General features: G+C 35.0%; 8 protein-coding genes. 2 read left to right on the top strand and 6 right to left on the bottom strand.

Translation table 11 applies throughout. The features are described 5' to 3' along the window. Positions 1-200 precede the first annotated feature (200 nt). Entirely contained in the window at positions 201-722 is a 522-nt protein-coding gene (locus tag F6K27_RS09955; protein ID WP_124144852.1) for a photosystem I assembly protein Ycf3, read from the top strand. A gap of 43 nt (positions 723-765) precedes the next feature. After that, a complete protein-coding gene (gatC, locus tag F6K27_RS09950) occupies positions 766-1056 on the top strand; it encodes an Asp-tRNA(Asn)/Glu-tRNA(Gln) amidotransferase subunit GatC (RefSeq protein ID WP_124154823.1) in 291 nt (96 codons plus the stop codon). A 117-nt stretch (positions 1057-1173) separates the two neighbouring features. Here gatC and F6K27_RS09945 read toward each other — a convergent pair whose 3' ends face one another. The 6 genes from F6K27_RS09945 to F6K27_RS09920 form a co-directional block, all read right to left on the bottom strand. Further along, positions 1174-1326, bottom strand: coding sequence for a hypothetical protein (locus F6K27_RS09945; protein WP_161564506.1), 153 nt, complete (start codon positions 1324-1326; stop codon positions 1174-1176). A 158-nt stretch (positions 1327-1484) separates the two neighbouring features. After that, positions 1485-4379 carry a hybrid sensor histidine kinase/response regulator gene (locus tag F6K27_RS09940; protein WP_287273080.1) on the bottom strand — a complete coding sequence of 965 codons (2895 nt, stop codon included), beginning with the start codon at positions 4377-4379 and terminating at the stop codon, positions 1485-1487. A 1098-nt stretch (positions 4380-5477) separates the two neighbouring features. Next, positions 5478-9380, bottom strand: a complete 3903-nt coding sequence (locus F6K27_RS09935) for a GAF domain-containing protein (protein WP_287273079.1) — start codon at positions 9378-9380, stop codon at positions 5478-5480. Positions 9381-9451: 71 nt separating this feature from the next. Then, positions 9452-9937, bottom strand: a complete 486-nt coding sequence (locus F6K27_RS09930) for a chemotaxis protein CheW (protein ID WP_287273077.1) — start codon at positions 9935-9937, stop codon at positions 9452-9454. Positions 9938-10266: 329 nt separating this feature from the next. After that, positions 10267-10632, bottom strand: coding sequence for a response regulator transcription factor (locus tag F6K27_RS09925; protein ID WP_287243412.1), 366 nt, complete (start codon positions 10630-10632; stop codon positions 10267-10269). 80 nt (positions 10633-10712) lie between these two features. Beyond that, complete coding sequence (locus F6K27_RS09920) at positions 10713-11858, bottom strand: response regulator (protein ID WP_287243410.1); 1146 nt, start codon at positions 11856-11858, stop codon at positions 10713-10715. Positions 11859-13875: the final 2017 nt, after the last annotated feature.

Genomic DNA, 13875 nt, shown 5'->3' with positions numbered 1-13875 from the left:
AAGAAAAATAGCTCCAAATTGTTCTACTTTAGAATAAAAATAACAGTTCACTTTTCTTGCCTAAAAATAATTAAAATATCAATAAAAAATTAGCCATATAATATTTTGGGCCGATAACTTTTGTGAACAAAGTATGTGCAACTTACCCAGAATTGTTCTACTCTATATTATGTACTCAATAATTAATATAGAGTTGTAATATGCCCAGAACTCAACGTAATGATAATTTCATTGACAAATCATTTACGGTCATGGCAGATTTGATTTTGAAGCTGCTACCAACAAATAATCAAGCTAAAGAGGCTTTTGCTTATTATCGTGATGGAATGTCGGCACAGGGTGATGGTGAATATGCTGAGGCATTAGACAATTATGATGAAGCTTTGAAATTAGAAAATGACCCTAATGACCGGAGTTATATTCTTTATAATATAGGTTTAATTCATGCTAGTAATGGCGAACACGATCAAGCAATAGAATACTATCACCAAGCTTTAGAAAATAATCCGAGAATGCCTCAAGCTTTAAATAATATTGCTGTAATTTTTCACTACAGAGGAGAACAGGCGAAAGAAAAAGGTTCGTCAGAAGAAGCAGATGGTTGGTTTGATAAAGCGGCTGAATATTGGCAACAAGCAATAAGTTTAGCTCCTAATAATTATATTGAAGCTCAAAACTGGTTGAAAGTTACTGGGCGATCGACTAAAGATGTATTTTTCTAAATGTAGTTAATTTTAGAGTTTTGAAAAGAGGAAAAAATTACTAATGATTGACAGCGAACAAGTCCGTAAAGTTGCACATTTAGCTAGATTAAAACTTAACCCAGAAGAAGAAGAAAAATTTACGACTCAGTTAAGTAGTATTTTGGATTATTTCGAGCAGTTGAGTGAATTAGATACAGAGAAAGTACCTCCTACTACTAGGGCAATTGATGTTAGTAATATCACTCGTCATGATGATTTAGAAAAGTTTCCAAATAGAGAAGAAATTCTCTCTTGCGCTCCAGAGCAAGATGGAGACTTTTTTAAAGTTCCTAAAATTATGAGTGAAGAATAATATAGTAGGGAAGTAAGCATTCAGCAGTCAGCTATCAGCTATCAGCTTTATATCTAGATGGTGCGTTACATTTCATTAACGCACCCTACTGGACTCTGTTATACTGTTTCACTGAGTTCAAAAGTCAGAAAAATTATCTACTCTAGAATATTCAGTAAATTTCTCCTTTTCTTTTAGCTGATTCTCTGTTTTATCGGCATCAAGTTCTCCTATTATAGAGTTGTAATCATCTTCTAGGCTATCTGAAGAAAAGCCAGAAAAATTTTCCAATGGAAAGAAGATTAGCTGGAACGGTTATTATTGATGGGACTGATGATGAATATTAGCCCCAAAGTGATGAAAAAGTTCACATGATGTTACAAGTTGACGTGCGGAATGTGAGATTTAATGCTGCTTTCCCTCCATACCTATCCCCTATTCCCTTTTAATTAAACCTGTAAGCAGCTTTGTAACCTATTAATTAATTCTTGGTCTAAATAAGGCTTACTTAAATAGTCATTTGCACCTAATTGTTTAGCTAATGTACGATAGGGCTGACTACTACGAGATGTTAACATTAATACTGGCATTTGTGCTATAGGATATTGTTTACGACAACGACTGAGGAATTCAAAACCATTCATTTGTGGCATTTCTACATCACAAATAACAGCTTGAATTTGAGTATTTTGCTGTAGTTTTACTAACCCTTGCCATCCATCTTTAGCTTGAACAATATCATATCCTGCTTTTTGTAAAGTACTGGAAATAGCTTGGCGAGTAGTTAAAGAATCATCAATTACTAGAATAGTTGGTAGTTTAGAAAGAATAGACTGTTTAAATTTAGAAGTATTTTTTAGTAAATTTTTAGCATCTAATTGTTCTGTGTGTAATATTTTTTCTAATAATTGAATACCATCAATAACTGGTACTAAGCTCCCATCTCCTAAAATTGTACAACCATATAAATATGATGGTGCTTTTAAAATTTTGCTAAAAGGTTTAATGGTCAAATTTTGCTCCATTAATATTTGTTCAATTTTGATGGCAATTGTATCTGAATCTTCAGATATCAATAACAACATCACTTTCCCTTGAGAGTTTTTTGTATAAGAATTTTTCCAAGAAAATTCCACTGATTCTTGTTGAATACTTCCTGAAACTATGGGATAATTATAATCCAACAAGATTGATGGTGCTATAGATACCTTTTTGCCTTTCCAATAATATACTTTTTCCCTGCGCTCGACTTTAATTTCGCTAGGGTCAACATATATAATGGCTGCTAAAATATCTAAAGGAATTGCAAAGAAATTTCCCTCCATGCGAAAAACCAATAATTTTGTAATTGTTAAAGTCCATGGCAGTCTCAGAATAAATTTTGTCCCTTGACCAAGTTGGGATTGAATAGTAATATTTCCTTTCAATGATTCTATTTGACTGTAAACTGATTCTAATCCCATCCCTCTTCCTGATAAATCGCTCACTTTTTTTGTAGTTGAAAAATCAGGATAAAATAATAATTTGTATAATTGTTTAGTGGATAATTTAGCAGCTTCAGTGACAGAAAAAATTTTTTTTTGTATAGCTAGATTCCGAATTTTATTAACATCTATACCCCGACCATCATCTCGAATTTCTATGTAAGTATAATTCCCTTGATAATAAGACTTAATAGTGATTTTTCCTTCTTTTGATTTACCATTACTTTGTCTGATTTCTGGGGGTTCGATACCATGATCGAAAGCATTTCTGACTATATGAACCATAGGATCGTATAATTTCTCTAAAACTACTTTATCAATTAGAGTATTCATCCCCACTAATTCGAGTTTGACCTGTTTTTGCTTTTGTACTGATAAATCTCTAATCATTCTAGGAAATCGATTCAATAATGATTCCACAGGTAACATTCGAGTTTTTGTGAGATTATTTTGTATTTGCTGTAAGGTTTGTTGTCTTTTTTTGACAACTTGTTGACTTTGCTGATGTAGTAGTTTAATGTCATTCACAGCTTCGCCTACTTGAGCAATTTCTTCTAATAGATTTGGCAGTATATTTACCAGATATGCTAGTTGATTATTCTGAGAATTGGGGGATTTATTTAGTTGTTCTGAAAAAGTCTTCATATCTTGAAGTTTCATCATTAACTGATAACATTTTTGCCACCCTTTTTCTAAAGTTCCTATTGCAGCTTGAGATAGTTGATTTTGGAGAATAAAACTATTATCTTGAGTAGCTAATTCTCCCAGCAAATTATTCAGCATTTCCAGACGTTTGATATCTATCCTGATACCCAAAGAAGATGAGGATGTAGAAGTAATTTGCTTTTGCTGAATTTGTTCCTTTTGATTAGTAACTCCCGGTGCAGAAACTTGTTTTTGAGAAATATTTACTGATGCGGTCGCACTATTAGATGTTTTGACATTTTCTGTTTCCACTGCAACTTCAGATTCCACTGTAACTTCAGATTTTTGAGAGACAACAGCTTTTACTGCTTGAGTTGGTTGATTAACTTGTTTTCTCTTAGCAGTTGTTTCTTCCTCTGAAGATTTTAGTGGTTTTGTTAGTTTGACCAATGTGGCATTTAGATTCCCTCCTTGAGTGCGATCGCCTGCCAATACTGCTTTTTGCCCTGCCCAAAAATCTGCTAGAGCTAGTGTACCAATTTTTTTTATGTATTTTGGATTTACTTCCAAAGCTTTGATCGTAGTTTCAGCAATAGAAGTAAACCCAGGCAAATTTAGCATTGTCCCTAAAGTTGCAAATACTTCAGCTTGTCTCTTCAGTTCATCTTGAATGGATAAACCACTGTCAGTGCTATTCTTTCCAGCCAATAAATTTTCCCAACGATGCAAACCAGAGGGTATTTCTTCTGTAAACAGAAATTTAGTCATATCACCCTCTTCCATCGATACTTCGGGAAATTCTGCTGCTTCTTCTAAAGAATGTCCAAGTTTCTTTTCTATCTGCTCAAAAACTTGTTTGGCCTTAATAATAGAATTCTCTTGGTCATAGTTACCTGTTTCAATTTGTTTAACAGTAGGCGATCGCAAACAGTCAAAAGCTTGTAGCAGTAGATTTTCTAACTCTAGGTCAAAAACAGTATTTTCTTGATAAAGCGCTCTAATACTATTTTCTAAGTCGTGAGCAATTGTTTGAATTCCCATTAAACCAATACAAGCAGCACCACCTTTAATTGAGTGAGCTGCCCGCATTAGTTGATGTAGTTTTTGGATCTCATGCTCTTGAGAGATATGTATTAATCCTTGTTCAAGAGTCTGTAGTAATTCTGTAGCTTCTTCTACAAAAAATTTGTAGGCTTGATCGTCAATTTCTATCATTATTTATAAAATCTAAATCCATAGGGAACAGGCAACAGGGAAGAAAATTGAAAGTATCACAGTGGGCAAACATTAAGGGCATTGCTGAATTAAGGTATGAAAGTAGGTTTATAGGGAACAGGGAACAGGGAACACCGGATCTGGGATCTGGGATCTGGGATCTGGGAAAAGTTAATATTAACAAGTAGTTCAAACCATCCAAAATAAAAAATCCCAAATACAAAATTATCAAATCATACCCACCAGTCAGCAACGCCACATTAAGTTTTTGATATTAATCTTAAATACAGCAGTTTCCTACCCTCTGGAAGTACATATATAGCAGAATAAAGAACCGAAAGACCGAAAAATCTGGCGTTGTCTGACTTTTAAGCTTTTGATATGTCCACGCCCTTTGCTTCGACTGCTATATTGATGGTTTTAGGGAGTAGGGAACTTCTGTATCTATAAAACCCACATTCGGCACGTCAATTTGTAATATACAAAGTAGCACAAAATTTCCTATCCCCTAAGTATTTATACTCTGTAAATTAAGTTAATTAGCCTTCGCGATGGTGCTCCGGACGATGCGGAGCACCATCGCGCCGTTTACCAGGAAACTGCTAAGTATTTGTACTTAATTTCTTTCTCTGATTACCGACCATTATTTTCTCCTGACTCCTGAGTTGTGAGTTCTGACTCCTGATTTTTTATACTATAGCAATGTGCGCTGGCATATTTACAAATTACAGGAGGTGTCCAATAGCTAAAAGTTTTATCTGATTCCTACCGAATGCTTGCGCAAACAGCTTTTTATCATTTTCTTTGTGGGTTTAATACCCCACCGTCAACGGGGGTGTTCACGCATTACTTGGGGGAGCGTAGACGCGGAGCGACTTGTCGAAGACTATCCCCATGTAATTCTCCTCCTGTCTCCTGTCTCCTGTCTCCTTCTTCAATCCCCCTTCCGGAGCTGTTGCCTTCCGGAGCTGTTGCCTGCGCACAGCGCTATACATTTTGAAGTGCATAATGTGGTATAAGACCATTTTAGAACTACATCCAAAGTTTCTTGGGGAGCGCTGAATGCTGTTTGCAAAGCATGACAAACGAAAACACTATTTAATTTACCTTAAACTCCGCCACACTCTTTTCTAAATCTCCTGCTACCTCTAGTAACTTAGAAAAAGACTCTGCAACATTCATAGATTGTTCAGAAGTTTGATTAGCGATGTTTGCCACTTCTTGCATTGTTTTTGACAGTTTGCTAGAAGTATTAGCTTGAGTAGTCGCAGACAAAGTAATCTCCTCTACCAACTCACTGATCTGTGCACTCACATCCAATAAATCAGTCAGAGTTTTTCGCGCTCCTTTAACTAACTGAGTTCCTACCATTACCCGCTTGCGACCTACTATCATTGCCTTGACAACTTTGCTAGTATCAGATTGCATTTCTTCAACAATTTGCTCTATTTCTTGAGTAGCACTAGCTGACTGTTCCGCAAGAGAACGTACTTCACTAGCAACTGTAGCAAATCCTTGGTCATCTTGCCCCGCTCTGGTTGCCTCTACCGAAGCATTCAACGCCAAAATATTTGTTTGATTTGCCAAATCATTAATCAAATTCAGCACCCGTGAAATTTTCTTAGAAGTTTCCCCTAAATTTTTCACCTTCCTAGCGGTTGCCTCCACTGTTTTTTGAATTACCACAATTCCCTCCACACTACGGTTCATTGCAGCATCACTAGTTTGCAGAATCTGATTTGCTTGCTGCACCTTAGCTTCTGCCTGTTGAGCATTAGCAGCTACTGCTTTAACCGCATTTGTCATTACCTGAATTTGTCCAAGAGCATTAGTAATAGCTTCTGCTTGACGATGAGCTTCACCAGACAATTTTTCAATTTCAGCATTGTTACCTTCAGTTGTGGAACTCACAATATTTGTTGCTGACTTCACCTGTAGTACCAACTGCTGTAAGTTTTCAATCGTGGCATTAAAAAAGTCAGCCACAGTACCCATTACACCTACTGTTACATTAGCTCGTACTGTCAAGTCCCCCTCAAAAGAATTTTCTATTTCTGTCAAAAAAGTTTCTATTTGATTTTCTAATAATTCTTTACCCTTTTGTTGCTCCTGAGAGATAGTTTCTGCTGTTTTCCGAGCCTGGATTACCTGTTCTAATAGGAGAGCTTGTTCCAGGGTAGAACCCACTTGTAAAGCCAGTTGTTTGAAAACTTGGACCTCTGAATCTTGCCATTGTCTTGTATCAGAACATTGATGAGCGCCTAATAAACCATAAAGTTTTTGACCTACTAAAATTGGCACTACCACATTTGCTTTCACCTGCCATTTTTCCAACTGTTCTCGGTGACAGTCTGTTAAATTTGCCTTGTTAATATCTTCCGTGACTTGTACTCGACCTTGACGATAGGGTTCTACATACTCAGCAGGGAAACAGGGAATTTCTGTTTCCATCTCTGCAATCTTTGAGCAATTAGGTTTGACTGACTCATAAATAATTTTACCTTCCCAGTTTTCATCGAAACGATATATGACAATACGGTCAGCTTTCATCAGTACCAGTGATTCTTCTACAGTAGTTTGGAAAATTTTTTCCAATTCTAGAGATTCCCGGATACGGGAGCTAATTTCACTGAGTAACCGCGCTTGTTGAGTCACTGCTTGTTGTTGCTGTAGCAATAATGCTTGGTCTAATGCGTAACCAACTTGAATAGCTAATTGCTTAATTAAGTCAATTTCTAATGCTCCCCAGTAGCGAGGGGCAGAACATTGGTGGGCGATTAATAAACCATATAAATTTTTATCTGTGATAATGGGAGCTACTAAATTTGCCTTCACATTGAACTGTTCTAATTGTTTAATATGGCATTCTGTTAATCCAGCTTCACGGATATCATTGGTTGGTTTAACTCTCCCTTTCAGATATGGCTTAATATAACCTTGAGCAAAGCATGGGTCTACAATTTCAGCTCCTAATGCTTCTGGAAATCCGACTGTTACTGATTCTGCTATTATTGTACCTTTCCACTGAGGATCGAATTTATAGACCATAACTCGGTCTGCTTGAATAGCTTCTTGCAGATCCTCGACTGTAGTGTTCAAGATGTCTTGAGGGTTAAGAGATTTACGAATATTGGAGCTGATTTGATTGAGGGCAATAGCTTGTTTTGTAGCGGCTTGTTGCTGTTGTAATAATGTTACTTGGTCAAGGGCAAAACCTACCTGGGTGGCTAGTTGTTTAGTAAAGTCAATTTCTGATTCTTGCCACTTACGAGGTGCAGAACATTGATGTACGATTAGCAAACCGTGGAGTTTTTGTTCGGCGATGATGGGAGCAACAATATTAGCTTTAACGGCAAAAGGTTTTAAAAGTTGGATATGACATTCTCCTAATCCTGCTTCATCAATATTCTCTATTGTGCTAATTCGTCCTCGCAGATATGATTTGAGATAATTTTTTTTAAAGCAAGGCTCAGATATTTTTTTACCAAAAGCTTGAGGCCAAGCTCGATCTACTGACTCGGCTACTACTTTACCATTCCAGTCAGCATCAAATTGATAAAGTATGACGCGATCGGCTTCTAATGTACCGCGGGCTTCTTCTACAATAAGATCAAAAATATCTTCGGCATTCTGGGAACTCCGGAGTTTGATGCCAATTTCGTTTAAAAATCGAGCTTGCTTGGCAGCAGCTTGTTGTTTTTGCAATAGGTATGCTTGTTCTAGAGCATAACCCACTTGAACAGCCACCTTACGAATTAAGTCAATTTCTAATTCTGTCCAGTCTCTAGGCCCTGTGCATTGATGGGCAATTAATAGACCTATGAGTTTTTTTTCTACTACTACGGGAGCAACTAAGTTAGCTTTTACTTCAAAGGGCTTAAGCTGATTAATATGGCACTCTGTTAGCCCAGCTTCGTAAATATTTTCTGTGGCTTTAACCCGTCCCCTTTGATAGGGTTGAACGTAGCGATCGGCAAAGCAAGGATCAGCTATTTCTGCCCCTATAGCCTGTGGCCAGTTACTATTAACTGATTCTGCAATAATTTTGCCTTTCCACTGGGTATCAAATTCGTATATTATTACTCTGTCACAATCAAGAGCTTCGCGAGTTTCTTCAACTGAAATAGTGAGAATTTCTTGAACATTTGGAGATTGACGAATCTGGACATTGATGTAATTAAGTTTTTGAGCTTGTTCGGTAGCTGTTTTTTGTTTTGTTAGTAGTAGAGCTTGGTCTACAGCATAGCCTAGCTGAGTAGCGAGTTGCTGAAAAAATTCTATTTCTGATTCTACCCATTGTCTTGCTTCAGAACAATGATGGGCAATTAATAAGCCGAATAATTTTCCGTTGGCAAGAATGGAAGCGACTAAGTTAGCTCTAACAGCAAAAGGTTCTAGTTGACTGATGTGACATTCTGTTAATCCTGCTTCGTAGATATCAGCAGTCGCTTTCACCCGGCCTTTTTGATAAAACTCTACATAACGGTCTGCAAAGCAGGGGTCGGTAATTTCTGCCCCTATAGCTTGTGGCCAGTCACTATTAACTGATTCTGCAATAACTGTACCTTTCCAGTTTTTGTCAAATTGATAAACTACTACTCTATCTGTTTCTAGGGCAGCTCTGACATCTTCTACTACTGTTTTAAAGATGTCTTTTAAGTTGAGAGATTCCCGAATATGGGAAGTAATTTCGTTTAATAATTCTACTCGTTCGGCTGCTGCTCCTTCTTTTTCTATTAATAGTTGAAGTTGATTAATTCGGAAATCTATATTAGATCGTAAGGCGGCTAAATCTTCTGTTAAAGCATTAGTTTTTGCTTTGATTCCTAATGATTTTTGATTAGTATCCGGTTGCCACACTTCTACTGGAACAATTGCTAATGATTCATTATTTCCTTGAGTATTTACAGTTTTTTTATCAGATTTGTTGTGGAAATTTTGGCTCATATTTTGCGTTCTATTTTCTGATTGGTTGGTTTTTCTAAAATTTGTCTGTGCCATAATTTTAGTTGTATTAATTCTCAATAATTACTAATTAGTTAACGGCTCTTGCTAATTTTTTTGTCTGATTTTTATTTCTTTGCTTTTTCTAAATCTTGAATAATTTTTTCAATATCTACAATCATCATTTTTTCTCCCTCTGAGTTTGTACAAGTTCCCTTGATAAATTTTGCTACAGGAGAATTAACTTTTTTTTGTTTCAACAGGGTAATATTTTTAGTCTCAATATTTATCAACTCACCTACTTTTTGTACTAAAATACCTAGATAGTTATCTTTATATTTTACTTTTACTACCCGAAGTTTTTCCTGATTGTATCCAGTAGATAGTAAAGGATTAAATCCCATCAAATAAGCAATATCAATTAACCATATAATCTCGCCATGCCACTGAAAAACTCCTGCAACTACAGTTGGCATACCTGGTATTTGTAAGACTTTTCCGTAGTCTAAGGTAATAACTTCATCTAGGTCATCAGTAGATAGTATAGTTTGTAAAGTCCGATCAATTTCTATACATAAATATTGTATGCTACGGAATAATTGTTGTTTTTGCATTGACTTTAAGTGAAGACTTTAGTCATAAAAATTTATGTTTGTTAAACAACTATGTTATATCATGTTCCCCCTCTGGGAAAGCTACGAATTGCGGACGGGTCAGTTATAAATAAAATTTAAGGACTGACAATACCGACAGTACCAAACAAATACTGAAATTATCAATACCCCCAATACCAATATTTCCTCTTTTTCTCCTTTCTTCCCTCCTGACTCGGTGACTTCCCCTCCTAGGAGGGGCAAGGGGTGGGTTGACTCCTGAGGACTCACAACAGTTATTTATAAGTATTCAACCGTTAGCGTAGCTCCCCCTCCGGGGGAACATGATATTAAACAACTAATCGTCTTAATGTTGCTACAACTTCTTCTCGATTAATTGGTTTTGTCACATAAGCAGATGCACCTTGCTTCATACCCCATTTTTGATCTATTTTCCCTGATTTATTAGAACAAATAACAATTGGTATATGAGCTGTATTTTCTTGACTTTTTAGTTCCCTACACAGTCCATAACCACTTTGACCAGGTAATACCACGTCTGTTAAAATTGCGTCAAAAGTTTTTTGATTCAGCAAAGCTTTAGCTGCTTCTGCTGTGGTTACGCTCAATGCATCAAATCCTGACTTTTGTAGACATTCAGTCAAAATACTAGCTTCAGTTGGGTTATCTTCTACAATTAATATACTTGCTTTCATAACTTTCTAATTGTTATTTAATGTTTGTCCAAAATTTTACTTATATTAATAAATTTTTTGTTTGCCAGTTGAATTTTTAATTAAGTGTGAGGCAAATGTTTTTGGATCATTTTTAAGATTTCTTCCGGTTTAGGAGGCTTACTCAAAAAGTCGGCTGCTCCTATTAATTTAGCCCGACTGCGATCTATCACATTATTTCGATGGGTAAAAATAATGACTGGTATTTTTTCAAATGCTGGTGCTTTGCGTAAAAATTGATAGACAGTATAACCATTTGCATGAGGCATTTCTAGGTCAAGAAAAATTAAATCTGGTTTATATTCAGCTATTTTAACAAATCCTTTAATTGGATCTTGTATACTGATAAACCTATAACCAGCAGGTTGCACAATTTTCTTTAATGTTTCAGTCACTACTGGGCTATCATCAATACAAGCAATTAATGATTGTTTTTTGGATGTAGTTTTGTCTGTACTTTTCTGAGAATTAGCTGTTGTTAAAGATGATTTTATAGGTGATGTTGATAAGTCTGGTACTGTTTTTAATTGAACTAATCCTTTTTTGACTAAAGGAAATAAAGTTTTAGTTACAGCTAATACTGATTTTCTTAGTTGATAGGCAATATCCCATATAGTTAGGTCCCCATGTAAGTATTTACCCCAACCAGATAAAGCTTCTGGTTTAACAGTTTTTGTCATGACAGGAACAAGATTGGGGTTAAGACTATTGAAACCTGCTTTTTGCCATAAATTTTGCATTTTATTAACTTTACTAAAAATTTCTTCTAGTTCTCTATAGCATAGAGCTAAACCTAAAGATAATTCTGATTTCTTATCTGGACTTTGCTCCCACTGGCATGTTAGATCTACGTAAAGACTCAGGGAAAATAATATTTCTAATGTGACAGTACGAATGACTTTTTTAGCCTGATAAAGAGTAATTTCATCTCTTGTTATTCCATCATATAGTAGAATATATTCCCAAGGTTTTTCTTGATCTGATAGTTGTAAAGTTATGGGTTTCCATTTAGGACAGTGCAATTCTATCCCTCGTTGCCAACGTCTCACTCTATGAAAGTTACCAGTAGTATAGAGTAATCTACCATAAAATATATAAATGTTTCCTTGTTTTGCATGGCTATTTAATAATAGGTTGCCGGTTGCCATTCTTTGACTAAGGATGTCTATTTCTTGTGCTAATTTGATTATTTTGTTGTTTGCAGACATGAATCTTAAAGGTTCAATATGAAAACTCGATCACCATTCGAGTTATGAATATTTGACAACATCATTTGTGGCCATCTGCTTAACTTTCTAGATTAGTTTTTCCTCTCAAGAAAATGACAATACAATAAAATTATTTTAATATTTTCTCCGTTAATCATATTATATTATGATTCTTAATATTTGAACAGAAAATCATTATTTAATACATTTTCAAAATGTTTTATTGTATTGATTGCATTAAAATCAGTAGTTTTTTTGTTTCATATGATCAAATAAACTAGATAATGATCATAAATATTTAAACAGTAAAACTACGTTAATTTTATCATAAAATTAATATTATTAATCAAGAAATTGATTAATAATATTAAAATAAGTCGCTGAAAAAACACCATCGTTTATAGTTATAGTTGATTGACATCTATGATCATATATATAAATTATTCTACACTACTAAATCTAAGTATATTTACTTTGTGGACAATGTTTTTGACAGTCGCCTTATATATAGCAATCCGCGCATTGGTTGTGACAATTTTTATAATAGTTAATTGGAACTGAAAACCTTTACAATTATGACTCCTGATGACTGCTCCCTAACTGTTACCAAAATATTACAACTTAAATAGGATTGCTAAAAATTTATAAACGATCAAAGCCTTGCTATATTTTACTAATTAAATTACAAAATTCAAAAGCTAATGAACCTCTCAGGAATGTTAAGTTATCAGACCTCTAAACAAATTAAGTTAAATTAATATTTATGATGTAAATTCTAGGAGTGATAGCCACTTAAACATTTTTTTGCACTATGAATTTCTCATATACCCCCTTTTCAGAAGTTAGGATACATATTAGTTATTGAAGTATTGAAAAGGCGCAATCAAGATATATTGACGACCTTCAGCGATCGGTTAATATTTTTAACTTTGCACTTTTATAAGGAGTCTGTAGACACGGATTGACTTCCCTTGGGTATCTCTCATACACCTATAAATTTTCACTGATTCAATTCTTTAGAGTCAACAAAATATAGTAAAAGTATTACGAAATGATCAAAAGGCCACCTAAAGGCCATATTAAACACTTAAATTTTTGCTAATTTGAGACAAATATAAATAGTTACATTATGCTATGATTAATGTTGGTAAAAATAAAAGTATGTTGTATGTATAGCAGTGGAAGGAAAGGTTGTGGACATATGAAAAACTTAAAACTCAGACAACACAAGATTTTTCCAACTTCAGTCCTTCCTTCTGCAATACATATACTAGATAATAACTAGAATTAAACCCCCATCAAACAAAGTACTGACCATCTGCTTAACAGAATCTTACTTTTAAAAGGTATAATCAAAAATGTCGTCATAGCGAAAAAACTAAAACAGAAGTATTAGTGGAAATGATTAGGAAGTTGAAGCTATATAGTTGTAGTAAGGCCTAGTAAATATTAAGATAAGGTAGATATTTGAAATTTTCCCGGCGATGCGCTTAGGTTACACCTTAAAATTACCAAACTTTGCTACTCATTGCTGTGCTTTTTCCTAGGTCATGCTGCGCAAACATGTAGGCGACAGCCAAAAATATGATTTTGCTTTCTGTCGTTTGGAATTAAACACAGTTGATGATAACTCTTCGCTTCATATTCTGGGTTTTATCCAGATACTAATAAGTTAAGCACACCTTTAGGCGATCGCATTGCCGATATGCCGAGTTATTAGGCAAATAATTACCATTTTTATCTTTTTTAGATTGATTATGTTTTGCCATATTTGACACTTTTAAATATTCTCAAATATGACACATGTTTTATTCGATAATTCCCACCAATTTGGCAATAAGCAAAATTAGATACCTGATTTTATTTAAGTTTTACAGGAACAATAATCAATTGACACTCCACGGGATAAATCCGCGTGGATTCTGACGGTAGTTAAAACAGGGGATAAATCCACCTGTTTTTACTTCTCATCAGTTGAGGGACTGTCATTGACCCCTACCTTTGAATCATCCATACC

It is taken from the genome of Okeania sp. SIO2F5 (assembly GCF_010692685.1).
Classification (GTDB): Bacteria; Cyanobacteriota; Cyanobacteriia; order Cyanobacteriales; family Microcoleaceae; genus Okeania; species Okeania hirsuta.
This window is presented reverse-complemented; position numbering and strand designations above follow the sequence as displayed.

Excerpts from the sequence above, each read along its gene's own strand:
- F6K27_RS09930 (WP_287273077.1), bottom strand. The coding sequence starts at position 9,937 with ATGCAAAAACAACAATTATTCCGTAGCATACAATATTTATGTATAGAA.
- F6K27_RS09940 (WP_287273080.1), bottom strand. The coding sequence starts at position 4,379 with ATGATAGAAATTGACGATCAAGCCTACAAATTTTTTGTAGAAGAAGCT.
- F6K27_RS09935 (WP_287273079.1), bottom strand. The coding sequence starts at position 9,380 with ATGGCACAGACAAATTTTAGAAAAACCAACCAATCAGAAAATAGAACG.
- gatC (WP_124154823.1), top strand. The coding sequence starts at position 766 with ATGATTGACAGCGAACAAGTCCGTAAAGTTGCACATTTAGCTAGATTA.
- F6K27_RS09955 (WP_124144852.1), top strand. The coding sequence starts at position 201 with ATGCCCAGAACTCAACGTAATGATAATTTCATTGACAAATCATTTACG.
- F6K27_RS09920 (WP_287243410.1), bottom strand. The coding sequence starts at position 11,858 with ATGTCTGCAAACAACAAAATAATCAAATTAGCACAAGAAATAGACATC.
- F6K27_RS09925 (WP_287243412.1), bottom strand. The coding sequence starts at position 10,632 with ATGAAAGCAAGTATATTAATTGTAGAAGATAACCCAACTGAAGCTAGT.